The following is an 18,372-nucleotide window of genomic DNA, read 5'->3' on the forward strand; positions in this document are numbered from 1 at the left end:
CTCTTCCTGTCAGGACGTCCAGGGACCGATGCGGTCCAGACGGCGGCGCTGCTGACGGGCGGCGGGCACGTCCAGCCCGTCGCCGCGCGCGGTGAGACGGTCCGCGACGGACGTACGGTGCTCGACCGGCTTCTGGTCGTCGTACTTGAACTTGGCCACGGCGGCGGTGACATCGAGACGCAGGCCGCGGATGCCGGAGAGCATCCGCCCGTACGGCGGCCGGTCGGCCTCGACGGCCGCGTGGTCGCCGTCGGGCTGGAAGTGCGCCAACTGCCGGCGCAGCAACTCGGCCTTGGCCTCGGGGTCGTCGACGACATGGGCGCGGCAGGTGAACTGGACGGCCGCGTAGTAGCTGGTGGGCACGCCGTCGGTGGCCGGGACTCCGGGCTTGGCGCGCCATGTGCCGGGGATGAACGCGTAGTCGCCGATGACGCTGAAGGTGACGTCCGGGTCGTGCTCGATCGCCTTCCAGACCGGGTTGGGCCGGGCCAGATGGACGAGCAGCCGGCCGTCGTCGGCGACGAAGTGGGTGGGGACGACCACGGGCGCCTGCCCTGGCAGGCCGTTGACGCTGAGCTGGCCGAAGTCGTGCCCGTCGGCGAGCCAGTTCTGCCACTCGTTCTCGTCCAGGGCGGCGTCCCAGGGATGGATGAACATACGGGTTCTCCTTCGGCGTGAGGGACGACGGGCGGGCGGGAACGGGGGCAGGAACGGCGGCGGAGGGAGGGCCGCCCAGGGCCGGCGACGAAGCGGACACGTGACGTCCTCGACGGAACGACGGAACGACGGAACGACGGAACGACGGAACGACCGGACCGTACGGTGAAGCGACCGTACGTCGTCAACCGACGGGTCCGGCGACCGCGTTCAGCGCTCAAGACGGCCGCCAGTACGGAGATCAATCCCGTGCCCGGGACAGACGCCGTCCCCGCGGCGGCCCTCCGTGCGCTCGCGCCGGATCTCGGTGTCCGCTCTGCTCGACGGACCTGAACGGCCCGCGTCCGCCCGGCGGGAGAGTCGGAGCGCCGGCACGCGAGCGCGACGGCAGCAGCAACGGCAACGGCCCCTCCCACCGGTGACGGAGAGAGGGGCCGCGGGAAGACCGCGGGGCCGCGTCCCGGGCGGGACGGGCGCCGACTGCCAGAGGGTCAGCCTCCGTTGACGAAGTCCTGGGCGAGCTTGTCGCCCAGCTCGACCGTCTTGTCGTGGTCCTCGATCGCGTCCGTCTTGGAGTTCTTGAACGCGATGTAGGTGACGCCGTCGTCCGCCCCGCCGGTGGCCGGGTCGGGGTCGATGCCGAGCGCGTCGGCGGCGGCGTAGGAGGCTTCGCCGATGGCCTCCTCGGGACCGATGTCGCCGACGGCGGCGTACTCGACCTTGTCGCCGTTGATGACGGCGACGATGCTGCCGCCCTCCAGCCCGGAGTCGCTGTAGTCCCAGATGTCGCTCTTGCCCGGCAGAACGACGTACGGCGTCTTCGCGGCGTCCAGCGGCTGACCGTCGGAGGTGTGGAAGGCGGTGTCGTCCTGGTAGGCGGGATCGGTGTCCAGGTTGCACTGCTCGGTCTCCTGGCCGTCGCAGTCGACGTCCAGGTCGGCCTTCCAGAACACGGCGCTGTCGGCGTCGCAGACCGGGACCGTCGCCGAACCGTCCTCGTCCGGCTTGTACTTGCCGTTCGAGATCTGGTCGCAGTCCTTCACCTTGGCCAGCAGGTCGTCGGCGCTGACCGAGCCTTCCCTGGTGTCCTTGGCGGCGGCGTGGCCGGCCTGGTCGTGTGCGGTGGCATCGCCCGGAGACGCGACCGCCGAGGGGATCAGCAGCGCTGCCGCGACGAAGACTCCGGATCCGCCGATGGCGGCTATGAGGCTTTTGCGCATGTGGGGGGCACATCCTTCTCGGTGTCGACGCATCTGCCCGTTCTCGGTAGGCGAACCTACTGACCCTGGCATGGCCTCAACAAGCCATTCGTTAGGAAACCTTCCTGAGCTGCACCGGGGCACGGGGCCCCGCCCCGGGTGCGACGTGGGGCCCTCGGCTCCCGGACCGGCTCCGGGCGGGGCGTCAGACGGCCGCCCGCGACGACGTCCAGTCGATGAACCGCCCCTCGCCGAACTGCCCCTCACCACCGGCCGGTTCGGCTCCGCGGCACCGCCGCCCGTGCCGCCGGGCGACCTCCTCGGCCCGCAGATGGCGGTGGAAGGCCGGCTGGTCGCAGAGCCGCCGCGCGTACTCCCACAGCCGCCGCCGGGCGGCGATCCGGCGTACCGCCGACGCGTCCAGATGCGGCCGGTGCACCGTGTCCAACTCCAGCAGCGTGACCCAGAGATGGACGTCGGCGGCCGTCAGCGACTTTCCCAGCAGATACGGCCGCACGGCCAGCCGCGCTTCAAGGTCGTCCAGCGCGGCGAACAGCGTCTCCAGCCGCTCGCCGTCGACGCGTTCGCCGCGGCAGGCGGGCTGGACGGCGGCGGTGATCTCCTCGTCCAGCATCCTGGTGAGGATCCCGCTCTCGCTCTCGGCGTGCGCCGGGTGCAGATCGACGGCGCCGGGCCCGCGGAACCAGGTGGCGAGGTCGCGCAGGATGTCGGGAGCGTGGTTGCTGACGATCCGCCCCGTCCAACTGTCGCTCAGCGCGGGCACGGTGGCGGGCCGCCCGCTCCCGTGCCGGGTCGCCTCGTACATCTGCTGGAGCGCGGCGCGGCCGTCGTCGTCCGGGTGCTCCGGGAGCAGGGTCAGCGGGAGGATGTCGTCGAGCCGGAGCAGGGCGTGGGTGATCGCGATGCGCAGACAGTCCGGACAGGACAGCGACAGATGCAGCCGGTAGCGGTGCGGTACGGCGTAGAAGCCGCTGCTCGCGTCGCGGCCGATCCTGGTACGGATCGAGTACGGGGTGACGGGCGTCGTCCTGGACATGGCTCTCCCTCGGGGTAGCGGCCTGTCCGCCGCGCCGGGCACACGGGGTGCTCGCGCGGACAACGGGCAGGCGGAGCTGCGGCGTTGAGGTGCTGAGTGCTGAGGCGCGGAGGACTGGGACGAGTACGGGACGAGTACGGGACGAGTACGGGGGACGACTGCGGGGGTGCGGCAGCGCACGCCGGAAGCGGCGGAAGCGCCGCGGGGCACCCGGGAGTCGACAGTCGGCCGGCGGCGCGGCACCCGGGCGTACGGCGACAGCCGGACGGCCGGGAACAGCCGGGTACGGACCGGGAACAGCCGGGAGCGGAGGAGCGTCAGTACAGCGGACTGACTGCGCTGCACACCCGCAGCAGATCGATGTGGCGGCGGGACGTCAGCATCCACGTGCGGAAGACGTCACGGGTGGCATCCCTGCCCGCACGAGTCATCGCAATCCGCCTCAAGTCGGGTTTGTACGCCCTGTCTTGGCTGGTACCGGAAATTCTCGGCGGCCACGAGGCATCCGGTCAAGGCCGCCTCCGGCCACACTTCGGCGAGGGGGCGGCGGGTGCGGGTGTGGGCGCGGGTGGCAGGACGGGTACGGACGCGAGCGCGGGTTCGGGTAGCCGGTTCGGCATGCGAGCCGGGTACGGCTGGGATGCGGGACGCGTACGAGCGTGCCGACAGGCGACGGCTGACGGCTGACGGCTGACGGCTGACGGCTGACGGCTGACGGCTGACAGAATCTGAAATCTGTCATCTGACCGCTGCCACCCGACCGCTGTCCTCTCAACGTTGCCCTCTCAACGCTGCCGCCTGGCCTCTGCCGCCCGACCTCCGCCGCCTGAACGCCCACCGCTGCCACCGCCGCCACCGCCACTCCCCCCGTCCCGCTCGCCCCGCCCCCACCACCCCGCTCATGAACAGCACATTGCGGTCTTCCGGCAGACCACGGCACACCCTTCCCGCCCGGCGCACGGCCTGCCTAGAGTCGAGTGACCGGAGAGGCCCGGCCGTGTGCCCGAGTGGTTCAGGGGCTCGCCTGCAAAGCGAGTTACGTGGGTTCGAATCCCGCCACGGCCTCCACCGCACCGTCCGGCCGCGTGCGCCCGTACCGGCCGGACGGTGCTTCGACGTCCGCGCAGCGCCCTCCGCGCCGCGCCCACGTACCCGCCGCGGACCGCCCCGCGCCCGACTCCCCTCGTACGCCTCCGCGTTCCACGTACCGCCTGACGCGTACGCGCACGCATACGCGCACGCGTCAGGAGAACGGGATCCTGATGAAGGAGCCCTTGCCCGTACGCACCGTGCTGGCGCCGGCGCCGATGGCGTCCCAGAGTTCGACCTTGACGCGTCCCTCCGCCAGATCGCCGAAGGTCCCCGTGGTGCCCGGTGTCAGACCGCGGGTGTGGGTGTAGTGCTCGAAGCCGGGCGCGGCGTCGCTCTCGAAGTAGCGGTAGGTCTCCACGCGGTCCCAACTCCCGTTGCCGGTCAGGTCGTAGGAGATGCGGACCTGCGGCCCGTTGCCGATGGTCGTGCCCGAGTCGACGGACAGGTCGAACCGCGTGGTCCCGCCGCGGTACTGGGCGGTGACGCCCTCCCGTACGAAGGTCACCGGATCGTGTGGCCTGCCGTCGTGGTTGCCGGTCGTGGCGGCCAGCGTGACGGTGTCCGTACCGGCCTGGGCGGCGCCCAGCGACTGGTCGGAGCGCAGACTCAGGGAGGTGAAGTCCCCCGGCTGCTCCGGGAGTCGGGGCGCGTGGCCGGAGGCGGTGGCCGACGGGGCGGGAGTGGCCGTGGAGGTGATGGTCGGGCCGTCCTTGACGACGGTCTCCGGGGGGCCGCTGACGACCTGGAGGGAGGTGCCGGGCGGTTCGTCGTCCGACAGCGATGTCACCGGAATCAGATAGACGATGAGCCCCGCCGCGGCGACGAGCGAGCCGGCGAGCACCGCCGCGGGCAGCGACAGACTCCTCAGCCCGCGGTACCAGGCGTGTGAACTCCGCTCCGCGTCCGCGTTCTTCTCCTTGCCGCCGGCCGTCCCCGCCTCGGCGAGGCGCGTGGCGACGTACGCGGAGCCGCCCCACAGCAGTACGCCGGAGGAGAGCGTGGCGCCCAACCGCCGGTCGAGGTCGGCCAGTTCGTCCTGGGCGCGGCGACAGCGGCCGCACTCCCGCAGATGCCGGCCGAGGTCGTCGTCGGCGCGCAGCCCGGCGCCGCGAACGGCGGCGGCGAGCAGCGCCGCGTAGTGGTGGCACTCGCCCCCCTCGGCCCCGGACTCGTCGTACGCCGTGAGGTAGGACTCGCGCAGCCCGTCCCGGGCCCGCGAGGCCAACTGCCCGACGCTGCCGGGCAGGATGCCGAGCAGGACGCCGACCTTGTCGGCCGGTTCCTCCTCGACGGCGGTGTGCCACAGCACGGTCTGCCAGCGCTCGGGCAGCGCGCGGAACGCCCGGAGCACGACGCGCTCCTCCTCCAGCCGCGCCATGCCGCCCTCGTCGGCGGCACCGTCGGCGGTGCCTCCCGCGACGGTGTGCTCGTACCACTGGAGGAAGTCGGGAGAGAGGTCGGCGCGGCGGCTCGTGGCCGCCCACTCGGCGGCCGTGCGGCGGACAAAGACCAGCAGTTGAGGCCGCCAGGCGAGGACGGGGCCGCCGCCGCGCCGCGCCTGCACGGCGCGCGCGAACGCCTCCGATGTGAGGGCCTCGGCGGACTTCGTGTCGCAGCAGCAGGCGACGGCGTAGGAGAAGACAGCGGAACGGTGCTGCCGGAACAGACCGTCGTACGCGGTCGTCGCACCGGGCTCGTCCGTCAACTCGGCGCGATCCGCACCGGAGTTGCGTGACGCTTCGCGCTTCCCTGGCATATGTCACCCGCGCCTTCCCTTTTGCCTTGTGAGCGAGCCGCCCATTGTGGTCGATGGGCGAACCGCTCGGGAAGGGAGGAAAGCCGTCGGGACCTGCCGTGATGCACAGTTGAGACCGTCACGGGCCGCTCGCCGCCCCCGCCCGGCCCCTGCCGCCGCTTCGACGCGGCGCAACGGGCCCCGTAAAGCCCGCCGTTCCCTCAAGCTCGCGGCCCCGCGACCCCGTGTCTCCGTGACCCCGCGCCCCCGCCGCTCAGCGCACCGGCGTCGTCGTCGCGTCCCGTGCCCCGCGCCGGGCGAGGTCGTCACGCGCGGAGCTGACCGCGGCGTCGATGTGGCGCGTGCCGGTCAGTATGCACAGGGTGTACGAGACGTCCTCAAGGCGACGGCGGGACTCCGCGCCCTCGTCGGCGCCGTCCTCGGCGGCGTCGCGGAGGGTCTCGTACCGGGTGAGGAGATCCCTGAGCACGGCGGGGTGGGCCTTCAGCATGGGTCGTTCCTTCCGTCGTCACGCCATGGCGGCCATGGCTGCTCGGCGGCCTGAGCGCACCCGTGCGGATCCCTGTCCCGTATGAGCCCTTACGGATCTGCACGGGCCCGTACGGGACAGGGACACGGCCTGGCGTGAAATGCCCGGGGTGACCGCTTCGTCCTTCCATCCTCCAGTGTCCCGAGGAGCGCCCCGGCGGCAACCGGACCACCCGTGACCGCCCGGTGACCGCCCGGCGGCGGCCCCGGCGACGGACCCGGATGCGGACGTAACAGCCGGCTACGGGACCGGGGGCCGGTCTTGGACGCCGCCCGCCCGCCCGGCCCGTCAGGCGGCCGCATCCCTGCGGACGTCCCCGGCGTTCAGCGCGCCGAAGTGCTGCTGGGATTCGTTCAGGCCCTCGTCGCTGGGCTTCTCGCCCTTGCCGAAGACCCGTTCGTGCTGCCGGGCCCGGAAGTCCGGGTGTGCGTCGGCCGGTTCGGCGAAGCCGTACTTCTGCTGGGCCTCGCGCGGCGTCATCGTGACCGGGTTCTTCGCCGGTATCCCGAGGATCGCCGGCGCGGCGACCTGCATGGCGCCGGGCGCGAGGAGGTTCATCATGAAGAACTTCATCGTGAACGACCGGTAGAGCAGGGCGTGGTAGCCCTTGTTGAGGACCACGGCCAGCGCGTCCATGACGGGTCCCTGGCGCACGCCGAACATCTTGCGGATGTACTTCGGGTACGTGGCGGCCACGCCCTTGCTGAGCATCCACACGACCGGTGCGACCGCGATGCGCCCGGCCCGGCTGAGGTTGGGCGGCAGGGCGACGTCCAGCGGCAGGATGAAGTCCACCATGTCCTGCGCGGCTTCGGAGGCGGCGAGGTGCGGGCGCCAGTTCTCGAGGTACTCGCGGACGGCGGCACGGCTGCGCGGCACCGTCCGCGGATCGATGGTCTGGAGTTCGGCGGAGCGCGCACACTCGGCCCAGTACTGCTCCTCCTCCTGTGAACTCAGCGCCCCGGGGCCGAACTTCTCGTAGCAGTAGAGGATCGAGTGCCAGGCCGTCATATGGATCCAGAGCTGCGACGACGGCCGGTTGGCGTCGTAGGTGTCGCCGGTGACCGGGTCGTTGCCGATGGCCTTGGAGTGCACCTTGACCAGGACGTCGGCCGCCTTCGCCGTGGGGTAGGTCGCCCCGAACGCCATCAGCGAGAAGTAGTGCATGGTGCGCCCGTAGCGGGTGTGCGGGCGGTACTTGACCCCGCCGGACTGCACGACGGCGGCGGCCAGGTTCGGGTCGAGGTGCTCGATGGTGACCGAGCGGGCGAAGCCGAGGACGTACGACGTCGGGTGTCCCCAGACCTTCCACGAGACCGACCCCGGCCCGAAGAACCCGTAGTCGTCGTGGGGCGGGAAGTGGTTCCGCCATCCCTTGCGGGACCTGAATCGGAGGTACGAGCGCAGGGGCCTCGTCTGCTGGGGCCTCGTCTGCTTCTGTTTCTCCGCCGTCTTCTCCGGCATGGGCGTACTCGCTTCCTTGCGGCTCCGGGGCACAACGAAATTTACATGGGAGTAGCTTTCGTGAGAAGTACCCTCGCCCCATGGCATCCGGCACCTCCACCACCCCGTCCGCCGCTACGCCCCGACGCCGCTACGCCCCCCGCATGCGGCCCGAGCAGCGCCGGGAACATCTGCTGGACTGCGCGCTGCGGATCGTGGTGCGCGACGGGTACGACCAGGTCTCCGTCGGCGCCATCTCCCAGGAGGCGGGGGTGACCAGACCGGTCGTCTACAGCGCGTACGACGGCCTGGAGGCGCTGATGCTCGCCCTGCTGGAGCGCACCCGGAACCGCGCGTACGAGCAGGCGGTCGCGGTCCTCGACGGCGGGAGCGAACCGGAGGACCTCCAGGAGTGGCTGACGGTGTCCGTCTCGCGCTTCCTGGACTGCGTGGCGGCCGACCCCGACGTGTGGCGGCCGGTCCTCGGCCTGGTCCACGGCACCCCGGCCGTCGTGCGCCACCGCATCGAGGAGACGCGCGACCTCGTCAGGGCGCGGGTGGAGCGCGGGCTCTCCACCGCGCTGGAGTCGCGGGGCGCCGGCGGTCTCGACGTGGGCGTGCTCGCCCACGTTCTCGTCGTCACCGTCGAGGAGTTCGCGCGGCTCACGCTGGAACGCCCGGCCGAGTACCCGAAGGAACGCCTCGTCTCGGCCCTGGCCGGTCTCATCACGGCGTGAGACTCCGGGGTCCGCCGACCCCGCGCCCCCCGCCTCGTGCGCCCCCGCCGAACACCCGGCCGTCCGGGCCGCCTTGAGGCGACCGGAGCGGCATACGGGGTGGCATTCGAAGCGGCATACGGAGTGGCATGTGTCACACCCGTGGATGTCATACAGGGACGGCGGCTCATACGTGTGGCGCGTGTGCACGCCGACAGAGCACCGCACCACACGCCACCCGACGGACGGCCGCCCGCCGCGGACCAGGCATCACGCGCCGACCGCCGCCCGTCGGGCCGAGGCGTCATGGACCCGGATCAACTTCCGTACAAAGCGGCCTCGTTCGGTACATACGTCATCAATCGCTTTTGCCGGGTTCGTGATCTCTTGACATGTTTTACGTGTACACGTCAATGTGTCGCGGCATGAACAGAAAACGAGCAACCATCACAGCCGCCGCAATCGCCGCCGCGGGCGCCCTGCTCGTCACGCCGACGGTCGCCGGGGCCGTCACGTCGGAGCCGGCCGCGGGCGCTTCGGCGAAGGACGCCGGCCACGGCATCAAGTGGTTCCAGGCCAACCACGGCCTCAAGGCGACGGGTTCGGTCAACTCGTCCACGGCCAAGCAGCTCCAGAAGGCCCCCGACAGCGAACTGCGCAAGGTCTTCCGCACGGCCGCCGACCTCGGCCCGGAGGAGCTGGCCAACGCCCGTACGGTCATCGGCGTCGGCAAGGGCGCGAACATCCCCGAGCAGGGCATCGTCATCGCGCTGATGACGGCCATGCAGGAGTCGAAGTTCGTCAACTACACGACGCCCGTCGACCACGACTCGCTCGGCATCTTCCAGCAGCGTCCCAGCACGGGCTGGGGCACGCCGGAGCAGATCACCGACGTCCCCACCTCCTCCAAGTCCTTCTACGGCGTCGCCCCGTTCGGCTCCAACCCCGGCCTGATCCAGATCGACGGCTGGGAGAGCATGGCCCCCGGCGACGTCTGCCAGGCCGTCCAGGGTTCGGCCTTCCCCGACCGGTACGCCCAGTGGGAACAGTTCGCCCGCGACCTGCTCGCCCAGGAAGGGCCCGGCGTCGACCCCATCCCGTGACGCCACCTCTGACGCCACGCTCCTGACGTCGCGCCCCTGACGTCACATCGGCGTCCGACGTCGTCCGCGGCGTCCCGACGTCACAACGGCCGCTTTCCACCCCCCATATGAAGCGGGGCCGCTGCCTCCTCCGCCCGCCTCGCGGGACCCCCAACGGAGACGGAGCAGCGGCCCCGCGGACGCGTGACACGACGTCGCAGGCCGTGCCCGCCCCGGCTCCGGTCACGGACCGGCCCCGCCCGCACACCGTGCGGATTCAGTGCACTCGTGACCTTCCGGGGTACTCACGGCGTATGGACCGAATACGTCGAACAAGCCCCCTGCGGGTGGTCCTCGCGCTTCTCGCCGCCGTCCTCGTACCGGTGCTCGCCCTGGCACCCGCGGCGGGCGCGACGCCCCGGGCGGACAGCGTCGGGGAGGTGGCCGCCGCGTTGCGGGAGGGTCCCGTCTACGTCGATCCGCGCGCCGCGGGCCGGCTCTCCGGCGCCGACGCCAAGGACCTCACCGACAAGATCAAGAAGTCGGACAAGCCGGTCTTCATCGCCGTGCTGCCGAAGGCCCGCGAGTTCCCGCCGGGCAATCTGCTGCAGGATCTGCGCGCACAGGTCGGCGACCGCGGTGTGTACGGGGTCGTGCTCGGCGACCGCTTCGCGGCGGGCGCCGACCGGTCCGTCATGCCGCAGGGCAGGGTGAACGACCTGCGCCGCTCCGCCGAGGGCACCGGTGGCGACACGAAGGCGAAGCTCGACCGGTTCGTCGACGGGGCGACCGCGGACGCCCGCGGCGACGCGCCCGCCTCCTGGAACGGCGGAACCGACCGCGGCATGGGCGGCGGCTATGTGCTGGGGGCCCTCGTGGTGCTGCTGCTCCTGGGCGCCGGGGGCGGGTTCCTCGTACGCGGCCGTGCCCGTAAGCGCCGCGCGGAGCGGGAGCGTGCGGAGCTGGAGAAGCTGCGTCCCGTGGTGGACGAGGACATCACGGCCTTCGGCGAGGAGCTGGACCGCATCGGCTTCGACCCGCAGGCGTCCGGCTCGGACGACGCGATGCGCGCCGACTACACCCGGGCCATCGACTCCTACGACGATGCGAAGCAGAAGATGGACGCCGCCCGCGGCCCCGGCGAGGTACGCCCTGTCACCGAGTCCCTGGAGGACGGGCGCTTCGCGCTCGCCACGCTGGAGGCACGGCGCGCGGGCGAACCGCTGCCGGAGCGCCGCATGCCGTGCTTCTTCGACCCGCGCCACGGGCCGTCCACGGAGGACGTGCGGTGGGCGCCGCCCGGCGGCACGGAGCGCACGGTGCCGGTCTGCGCGGCGGACGCGGCACGGCTGCGGTACGGCGAGGAGCCGATGGCGCGCACCGTGGACACCCCGGACGGGCGCCGTCCGTACTGGGAGGCGGGACCGGTCTACGGACCCTGGGCGGGCGGCTACTTCGGCGGCGGCATCCTGCCGGGGCTGCTGGCCGGCACGCTGCTGGGGAGCGCCCTCGGGCCCTGGGGCTACGGCGACTACGGGGACGGGGGCTTCGACGGAGGCTTCGGAGACGGCGGATTCGGGGACGGCGGCGGCGACGACTTCGGCACCGGCGGGTTCGGCGACGGAGGGGGCTTCGGGGGCGGCGACTTCGGCGGCGGAGGCTTCTGATCCGCGCCTGGGTGCCGGACCGCATCCGGGGCCCGTGGCGGCCGCGGTCAGGCACGCCGTACTCGATTGGCAGACCGGAAGCGGCGCCGCGGTTGCCGGTTGCCCGCGGTCCGCTTTGACTCGGTGGTGCGGACGCCGTACGGAGGTGGCACTGATGCTCTCGTCCCGAAGCCTGTTCCGGGAGATCCTGGAGAACGACCGCTCCTTCCAGCTCTTCTGCTCGATCGCCGCGAGCGGCGAGGCGCAGGGCGGCTGGGAGAACGCCCGGATCGCCGCGCTCGTCCCGGAGAGCATGCGGGACCTGGCGCCGAAGATCACCAAGCACGGCACGGACGAGGACAAGCACGGCCGGATCTTCCACGCCCTGCTGAAGAAGCGCGGCCTCAAGCCCGTGCCCGTACCGCTGGAGACGGACTACACGATGCTGCTGGAGCGGCGCGGCATCGGTCTGATGCACGAGAAGCTGCGCCGCGACGAGCCGCTCACCGAGCACGACGTCATCGTCTATCTGACGCACAGCAGGGTCACCGAGCAGCGGGCCTCCGACCAGATGGCGATGCTGCTGGAGAGCTGCGACGAGGACCTGGAGACCGGCCGCGCGATCCGGATGATCAGCAACGACGAGGACAACCATCTCGCGTACTGCCACGAGGAGTTGCTGCGGCTGACCGCCGGGGGCCACGGGGCGGCGATCCAGCGGTCGCTGCGGCGTACCGCCCTCGCGGAGATCGTCGTGCACCGTGACGTCTCGCTGTCGGTGATGTCCCAGATGGGACGTCTCCTGGACTGGCCCGCGGTCAAGACGGCCTCGCTCGCCGCCGGCATCCACGGCATGTTCCTGCTCGAACGCTGCGGCCGCTGGCGGCACTTGACGGAGCTGACGATGCCCGAGCGGCTGGACGCCCTCGGCACACGCTCGGAGCCGAGCACCGCTCCCGTGCTCTGACCCGCGGAAGCGGCAGTCGTACGGACGGGATCCCCGCCGCTGCCGGACGGTTCAGACAGGGCTGCCGGACGGCTCAGATGCGGCTGCCGGACGCCGTGTCCGACGACATCCGCTGCGCGAGATAGATCGGCACGACCGACAGCAGCACCAGCACCGCCGCGACGACGCTGACCACCGGGGCCTGCTGCGGGCGCGCCATGTTGGAGAAGATCCAGATGGGCAGCGTCTGGGTGTCGGGCCCCGCGGTGAACGTCGTGACGATGATCTCGTCGAAGGAGAGCGCGAAGGCCAGCAGTCCGCCGGCGACGAGCGCGGAGCGCACCAGCGGGAAGGTGACGTCGGTGAAGGCGCGGAAGGTGTTGGCGCCCAGGTCCATGGCCGCCTCCTCGAAGCTTCCGGGCATCCGGCGCAGGCGCGCGATCACGTTGTTGTAGACGACCACGACGCAGAAGGTGGCGTGGCCGACGACGACGGTGAACAGGCCGAGGCCGACGCCGAGCGGTTCGAGGACCGTACGGAAGGCCGTGTTCAGCGCGACGCCGGTGACGATGCCGGGCAGTGCGATCGGCAGCACGATCGCGAACGAGAGCGCCTCCCGGCCGAAGAAGCGGAAGCGCTGCACGGCGAAGGCGACGAGCGTGCCGAGCACGAGCGCCGCGCCCGTCGCGCCCGCTCCGGCCTTCAGCGAGGTGACCAGGGCGTGCCGCGCGCCCGCGCTCCCCCATGCGTCCGCCCACCAGTGGAAGGTGACGCCGGGCGGCGGCCAGCTCGAACTGCGGTCGGGATTGAGGGAGTTGACCAGGACGAGCAGCAGCGGCACATAGATGACCGCGAAGCCGAGCACGGCGGCGACGCGCAGAGTGATGCGTGCGGGCCGGGAGAGTTTCATCGTCGGATGCCTTCGCGTCTCGTGCCGTCAGAGGCTGCTCAGGGCGCCGGTGCGGCGCACCGCGAGCAGATAGAGGACGATGATCACCACGGGGACGGTGCCGAGCGCCGCGGCCAGTGGCAGGTCCAGCGTGATGTTGGAGTAGATGATGTTCCCGATGAGCTGGGTCTTCCCGCCGACGATCTGCACGGCGATGTAGTCGCCCAGGCTGAGCGAGAAGGTGAAGACGGACCCGGCGGCGATCGAGGGCAGCAGCACCGGCAGCACCACCGAGCGGAAGGTGCGTCCCGTACGGGCGCCGAGGTCGGAGGAGGCGTCGAGGAGGCTGTCGGGTATCTGCTCCAGGCCGGTGTGCAGGGGCAGGATCATGTACGGCAGCCAGAGATACGTCAGCACCATGACGGTGGCGGCGAGTCCGTACCCGGGCCCGTCGAGGCCGAGCGGCGAGAGCAGCCAGTCCAGCAGTCCGCCCTCGGCGAGGATGAGCCGCCATGCGTACGCCTTGACGAGGTAACTCGCCCACAGCGGCGTGAGGATGGCGACGACGAGCAGCGGACGCCACTTGGGCGCGGCGACGCGCGCGGTGAAGAAGGCGACGGGAAAGGCGATCACCACGCAGACGACGGTGACCGCGAGGGCGACGCCGACGCTGCGCAGCGCCACCTGCCGGTAGACGCCGGTGGTGAAGAGGGTGACGAAGTTGTCGGGCGACCAGACCTTCACGACGTTGGAGGTGAAGGTGTCCGTCGTCCAGAACGCCGACATGAACAGCGCGGTGAGCGACCCGAGATAGGCCAGGACCAGCCAGGTCAGCGGCGCGGAGAGCAGCAGTGACAGTTGCAGCCGGGGACGGCGGTGCAGGGCCCCGGCGAGCCGCCGGGCGGTGCTGCGCCCGGCGGCCGGCTCGGTCTCGCTCATCGGTGTCCTGCTCCTCGCCCTCGTGCGTGCTTTCGTCTGTGCTCTCGTCTGTGCTCTCGTCCGTGGTCCCGGCCGGTCCCGGCCCTCGGTCGCGCCAAGTGCCGTGTCGCGCCTAGTCCTTGATCTCGGTCCAGGCCTGGACCCACTTCGCGTACGGCACGCACTTGGCGTCCTTGCGGCCGTCGAGGCACTGCTGCGTGGGCGTGGTCCAGTAGTGGACCTTCTTCCAGTACGGCTCGTCCGCGGCGTGGTAGACGCGGCAGTGGTTCTTGTCCGCCGTCAGCTTGCAGGACTTCTCGTTGGCCGGTGCCTCGCCGAAGTACTCGGCGACCTGGGCGTTGGCCTCGGGCGAGGCGATGTGGTCGAGCCACTTGTACGCGCAGTTGGGGTGCTTGGCCTTGGAGGAGACCATCCAGGTGTCCGACCAGCCCGTCGAACCCTCCTTGGGCAGCACGGCCTTGACCTTCGCGCCCTCGTCCTGCGCGGTGTTGAGGATGACCTGCCACGAGGTGCCCACGACGGAGTCGCCGCTCTTGAAGGCGGAGATCTCCTTGAGGTAATCGCTCCAGTACTCGCCGATGTCGGCGTTCTGCTTCTTCAGCAGGTCCACCGAGGCGTCGAACTGCTTCTGGTCCAGGGCATAGGGGTTCTTGATGCCCAGCGAGGGCTTGTGCTTCATCAGATACAGCGCGGCGTCGGCGATGTAGATCGGCGAGTCGTACGCCGTGACCTTGCCCTTGTGCTGTCCGGCGTCGTCGAAGACCGCGGACCAGGAGTCGGGGGCGGGCTTGACCTTCTCGGTGTTGTACATGAGGAGGTTGGCGCCGCGTCCGTGCGGAATGCCGTAGGGCTTCCCGTCGACGGAGTTCCAGTCCTGGTTCTTCAACCCCTTGAAGATGTCCTTGTAGTTGGGCACGAGCTTGGTGTTGACGGGCTCCGCGTCGCCGGAGGCGATCAGCCGCAGCGAGGCGTCGCCGGAGGCAGAGACCGCGTCGTACTGGCCGGTCTTCATCAGGCTGACCATCTCGTCGGACGAGGCGGCCGTCTTGGTGTTGACCTTGCAGCCGGTCTTCTTCTCGAACGGCGTGACCCAGTCGACCTTGGGGTCGTTGCTGCCGTCCTCGGCGTAGCCGGCCCAGGCGATGAGGTTCACCGCGTTCTCGGTCTTGCCGAGCTTCTTCTGCGGCTTGAGGTCGGGCGGGTCGACGGCGCCGGTGGAGGACGAGGAGCCGGAGGAGCCGCAGGCGGCGGCCAGGAGCAGGGCGCCTGCCGCGGCGAGGGCCTTGAACGATCGGGACATGCGCACGTGGATCTCCCACGGTTGGCGGGGCGGCGGAGTGAGTGCGGCTGCGGTACGGGGTCGGGGCGTACGGGGATCGTCGGGACGGGCGGAGTCGACGGACAGGGGTCAGGGGACGCGGCGGCGACGGGTGCTCATGTCGCCCCGGTGACAGGGAAGTTGTGCCGCTCGTGCCACTGGAGCCGCACCCGTGAGCCGCGGTAGGCGGCGACGTCCTCGGAGGAGGTCTCCAGGTTCTGCTGGACGGCGGTGAGCCGTCCGCCGGCGTCGAGGTCGACGAGGAAGCGCGTGGCGTCCCCGAGGTAGACGACCTCGGCGACGGTGCCCGTGGCGGCGGTGTGTCCGGGCTCGGGCGCCGCGGCGGCGCCGTCCGCGCCCCCGGTGCCGTCCGAAGTCTCCTTCAGCACCCGGATCTTCTCCGGGCGGACGCTGAACGTGCCCGCCTTGCCGACGACGTGCTCGGCGCTCTCACCCGTGAGCAGGTTGGAGGTGCCGACGAAGCCCGCGACGAAGGGAGTCGCCGGGCGCTCGTATATTTCGGCGGGCGTACCGGTCTGCTCTATGCGGCCGTTGTCGAAGACGGCCATGCGGTCGCTCATCGTGAGCGCCTCGTCCTGGTCGTGGGTGACGTAGACGAACGTGATGCCCACCTCCCGCTGCAGCTCCTTGAGTTCGATCTGCATCTGCTCGCGCAGCTTGAGGTCGAGCGCGCCCAGCGGCTCGTCCAGCAGCAGCACACGGGGACGGGTGACGAGCGCGCGGGCGAGGGCGACGCGCTGGCGCTGCCCTCCGGAGAGCTGTGCGGGGCGGCGCTTGGCGAAGCCTTCGAGGCGGACGCTCTCCAGGGCCTCGGCCGCCCGGCGCAGCCGGTCCGCCTTGGGGACCTTGCGGATCTTCAGCCCGTACGCGACGTTCTGCTCGACCGTCATATGCGGGAAGAGGGCGTAGTCCTGGAAGACGGTGTGCACGTCGCGCTCGAAGGGCGCGAGGGCCGTCACGTCCTGTCCGTCGAGTTCGACGGTGCCGCTGGTGGGCGTCTCGAAGCCCGCGATCATGCGCAGCACCGTGGTCTTGCCCGAGCCCGAGGGCCCCAGCATGGAGAAGAACTCGCCGTCGGAGACGGCCAGATCGACGTCCGAGACGGCCTCGGTCCTGCCGAAGACCTTGCGCAGGCCCCGCAACCGGATGGCCTTTCCCTCCATGGACGGGAACCCTTCTGCCGCCGTGGTCGTTGGCGGGTAAATATATGAAGTCATAGTTCATGCTTCAAGGGGTCCCCGAGCCCTCTTCGGGTAAAGCCTGAGCCAACTGACAAGGTGGTGGCCGTGAGGAGAGATCAAGACGGCGCCCGAAGAACCGTCTTCACGCCCATCGGCGCGCAGGCCCGCGTCGAGGCCGTCGTACGGCGCCTCGGCGACGCCATCGAGCTCGGACTGCTCGCGGACGGCGAGCAGTTGCCCGGCGAGAGCGAACTCGCCGCCCAACTCGGCGTCTCCACCGTCACGTTGCGCGAGGCGCTGATGGCGCTGCGCCAGCGCGGACTGGTCACCACCCGCCGGGGACGCGGCGGCGGCAGCTTCGTCACCGTCCCCGAAGGCCCCGTCGAGGAACGGCTGCTGGCCCATCTCGACGACTGGAGCCCCGAGGAGCTGCGCGACCTCGGCGACCACTGGACGGCGGTCTCCGGTGCCGCCGCCCGCCTCGCGGCACAGCGCACCGGCCCCGAGGATCTGCGCCAACTGCACCGTTCCGTCGAGGAGTTGAGCGAGGCTCCGGAGGTGCCGGCGCGGGGCCGGCTGCACGGACGCTTCCACGTCGAACTCGCCGCGGCGGCCCAGTCGGCGCGTCTGACGCGCGAACTGGTGGGCCTGCACGCCGAGGCGGGCGCGCTCGTGTGTCTCGTACTCGGCGAGGAAAGGCATCTCAAAGACGTCTGCGATCGTCACCGCGCCGTGATCTGTGCGGTGCAGGATGATGCGGCGGAAGAAGCAAGAGCCCATGCCGAGGAGTGCGTTCAGGTCTCGATGAAGCGCCTGGTCGAACTCCGCCTCGGCTCGCCCGTACGGGCCGGCGGCCAGCACAGCAAGGAGGGCGCCCGTGGGCGGCAGTCCGACTCCTCCTCGTCCTCCGTACGCGCGTCCGGCGCCCGCGGGAGGCGGGGCGGCACGCGTCCTTGACGACGACGCCGCGGCGGCGGGCGTGTGCGACGCACTGGAGTGCGTCTTCGACGCGGTGGCCGAGACGACGACCGAGACCGCGGCGCTTCTGGCCCGGGTGGCGGCCGAGGAGAGACCCCCGGCGACCGCCGACCTCGCCGCGCTCCGGCCCGGACTGCGCGAGCGGCTGGAGCGGCTCGCGCTGATGTCGGGCGCGGGCTTCGTCGCCGCGCCGGGCCTGCTCGCCGACGCGGAGGCGTGGCTGGAGTGGTGGCAGCGGGGGCAGGGCGGCGAGATCCGTCCGCTGCTGCTGGACCTCGATCCGGAGCACTCGGCGTACGCGGACTACACGCACTGGGAGTGGTACGCGCTGGCCCGGGACACGGGCCGGCGGGCGGTCGCGGGCCCGTACGTGGACTATCTGTGCTCCGACGAGTACAGCCTGACGCTCTCGGCACCGGTGACGGTCGGCGGACGGTTCGCGGGCGTGGGCGCCGCCGATGTGTATCTGCCCGACTTCGAGGCGGCCGTCATGCCGGTTCTGCAGCGGCTCCCGGAGCCCGCGTGCCTCGTCAACTCCCGCGGACGCGTGGCCGCTTCGACGAATCCGCAGTATCTGGCGGGCTCGCTGCTCAAGGGGCCGGACTTCGCGTCCGTACCGTCCGGGCCCGCGGAGGGCGAAGACAGCGGCGACGGCGCAGACAGCGCGGACGGGCGCGTGACCCATGAGGGGCTGACGCTGCGCGCGTGCGGCGGCCTTCCGCTGATCCTGGTCACGGGCGGGGACTGACGGGCGGGGACTGACGGGCGGGCCCTGACGGAGAGGGCTACCGCGATACCGGGCGCACACTTCGGCGTCCGCCGAAGTGACGCGGGCCCATCATGGGCCGTATGGAACGCACCGTCCGCACGGAACGCCCTGGCCGCACCGGCCCGGCAGCACGCCCGTCCCCTCCGCCACGGTC

17 protein-coding genes and 1 tRNA gene are annotated in these 18,372 nt (G+C 71.3%); 7 read left to right on the forward strand and 11 right to left on the reverse strand.

Annotated elements, in window-relative coordinates; translation table 11 throughout:
* Positions 1-9: 9 nt before the first annotated feature.
* The 4 genes from AN218_RS25380 to AN218_RS38935 form a co-directional block, all read right to left on the reverse strand.
* The gene (locus AN218_RS25380) at positions 10-657 is read right to left on the reverse strand and encodes an FMN-binding negative transcriptional regulator (protein ID WP_070019247.1); all 648 of its coding nucleotides are present in this window, start codon (positions 655-657) and stop codon (positions 10-12) included.
* A gap of 491 nt (positions 658-1,148) precedes the next feature.
* Positions 1,149-1,877: a glycoside hydrolase family 75 protein gene (locus AN218_RS25385; protein WP_070019248.1), complete on the reverse strand. Its 729-nt coding sequence runs from the start codon at positions 1,875-1,877 to the stop codon at positions 1,149-1,151.
* Between the two features lie 184 nt (positions 1,878-2,061).
* Positions 2,062-2,913, reverse strand: coding sequence for a glutathione S-transferase C-terminal domain-containing protein (locus AN218_RS25390; protein WP_070019249.1), 852 nt, complete (start codon positions 2,911-2,913; stop codon positions 2,062-2,064).
* A gap of 317 nt (positions 2,914-3,230) precedes the next feature.
* A complete protein-coding gene (locus tag AN218_RS38935; RefSeq protein WP_338059641.1) occupies positions 3,231-3,344 on the reverse strand; it encodes a putative leader peptide in 114 nt (37 codons plus the stop codon).
* A gap of 562 nt (positions 3,345-3,906) precedes the next feature.
* On the opposite strand from AN218_RS38935, the gene AN218_RS25395 reads away from it, so the two are divergent.
* Positions 3,907-3,981: transfer RNA gene (locus AN218_RS25395), tRNA-Cys, on the forward strand.
* 175 nt (positions 3,982-4,156) lie between these two features.
* On the opposite strand, the gene AN218_RS25400 is transcribed toward AN218_RS25395, so the two are convergent.
* The 3 genes from AN218_RS25400 to AN218_RS25410 form a co-directional block, all read right to left on the reverse strand.
* Positions 4,157-5,761, reverse strand: a complete 1,605-nt coding sequence (locus AN218_RS25400) for an RNA polymerase sigma factor (protein WP_141747692.1) — start codon at positions 5,759-5,761, stop codon at positions 4,157-4,159.
* 253 nt (positions 5,762-6,014) lie between these two features.
* Complete coding sequence (locus tag AN218_RS25405; protein ID WP_070019251.1) at positions 6,015-6,251, reverse strand: DUF5133 domain-containing protein; 237 nt, start codon at positions 6,249-6,251, stop codon at positions 6,015-6,017.
* A 327-nt stretch (positions 6,252-6,578) separates the two neighbouring features.
* Positions 6,579-7,754 carry an oxygenase MpaB family protein gene (locus tag AN218_RS25410; protein WP_079132574.1) on the reverse strand — a complete coding sequence of 392 codons (1,176 nt, stop codon included), beginning with the start codon at positions 7,752-7,754 and terminating at the stop codon, positions 6,579-6,581.
* A gap of 80 nt (positions 7,755-7,834) precedes the next feature.
* Between AN218_RS25410 and AN218_RS25415 the strand changes: the two genes are divergently transcribed.
* The 4 genes from AN218_RS25415 (at position 7,835) to AN218_RS25430 (ending at position 12,144) form a co-directional block, all read left to right on the forward strand.
* The gene (locus AN218_RS25415; protein ID WP_079132575.1) at positions 7,835-8,470 is read left to right on the forward strand and encodes a TetR/AcrR family transcriptional regulator; all 636 of its coding nucleotides are present in this window, start codon (positions 7,835-7,837) and stop codon (positions 8,468-8,470) included.
* A 404-nt stretch (positions 8,471-8,874) separates the two neighbouring features.
* Entirely contained in the window at positions 8,875-9,552 is a 678-nt protein-coding gene (locus AN218_RS25420) for a peptidoglycan-binding protein (protein WP_244900700.1), read from the forward strand.
* A 293-nt stretch (positions 9,553-9,845) separates the two neighbouring features.
* Positions 9,846-11,198: a hypothetical protein gene (locus AN218_RS25425; RefSeq protein ID WP_070019254.1), complete on the forward strand. Its 1,353-nt coding sequence runs from the start codon at positions 9,846-9,848 to the stop codon at positions 11,196-11,198.
* A gap of 154 nt (positions 11,199-11,352) precedes the next feature.
* Complete coding sequence (locus AN218_RS25430) at positions 11,353-12,144, forward strand: hypothetical protein (protein ID WP_070019255.1); 792 nt, start codon at positions 11,353-11,355, stop codon at positions 12,142-12,144.
* A 73-nt stretch (positions 12,145-12,217) separates the two neighbouring features.
* Here the strand turns inward: AN218_RS25430 and AN218_RS25435 are convergent, their stop codons facing one another.
* The 4 genes from AN218_RS25435 to AN218_RS25450 all read right to left on the reverse strand — a co-directional run bounded on the left by AN218_RS25435 (position 12,218) and on the right by AN218_RS25450 (position 16,453).
* Entirely contained in the window at positions 12,218-13,033 is an 816-nt protein-coding gene (locus AN218_RS25435; RefSeq protein ID WP_070019256.1) for an ABC transporter permease, read from the reverse strand.
* A 27-nt stretch (positions 13,034-13,060) separates the two neighbouring features.
* Positions 13,061-13,951 carry an ABC transporter permease gene (locus AN218_RS25440; RefSeq protein ID WP_070019257.1) on the reverse strand — a complete coding sequence of 297 codons (891 nt, stop codon included), beginning with the start codon at positions 13,949-13,951 and terminating at the stop codon, positions 13,061-13,063.
* Positions 13,952-14,063: 112 nt separating this feature from the next.
* Positions 14,064-15,251 (reverse strand): ABC transporter substrate-binding protein, encoded by a 1,188-nt coding sequence (locus AN218_RS25445; protein ID WP_171908789.1) that lies wholly within the window; start codon positions 15,249-15,251, stop codon positions 14,064-14,066.
* A 134-nt stretch (positions 15,252-15,385) separates the two neighbouring features.
* Entirely contained in the window at positions 15,386-16,453 is a 1,068-nt protein-coding gene (locus AN218_RS25450; RefSeq protein ID WP_070019259.1) for an ABC transporter ATP-binding protein, read from the reverse strand.
* 123 nt (positions 16,454-16,576) lie between these two features.
* Here AN218_RS25450 and AN218_RS25455 point away from each other — a divergent pair, with 123 nt between their 5' ends.
* On the forward strand, positions 16,577-17,428 hold the full coding sequence (locus tag AN218_RS25455) for a FadR/GntR family transcriptional regulator (protein ID WP_079132576.1): 852 nt from the start codon (positions 16,577-16,579) through the stop codon (positions 17,426-17,428).
* A gap of 22 nt (positions 17,429-17,450) precedes the next feature.
* Positions 17,451-18,197 (forward strand): cache domain-containing protein, encoded by a 747-nt coding sequence (locus AN218_RS25460; protein ID WP_070019264.1) that lies wholly within the window; start codon positions 17,451-17,453, stop codon positions 18,195-18,197.
* Positions 18,198-18,372: the final 175 nt, after the last annotated feature.

Source organism: Streptomyces nanshensis (genome assembly GCF_001751255.1).
Taxonomy (GTDB): domain Bacteria; phylum Actinomycetota; class Actinomycetes; order Streptomycetales; family Streptomycetaceae; genus Streptomyces; species Streptomyces nanshensis_A.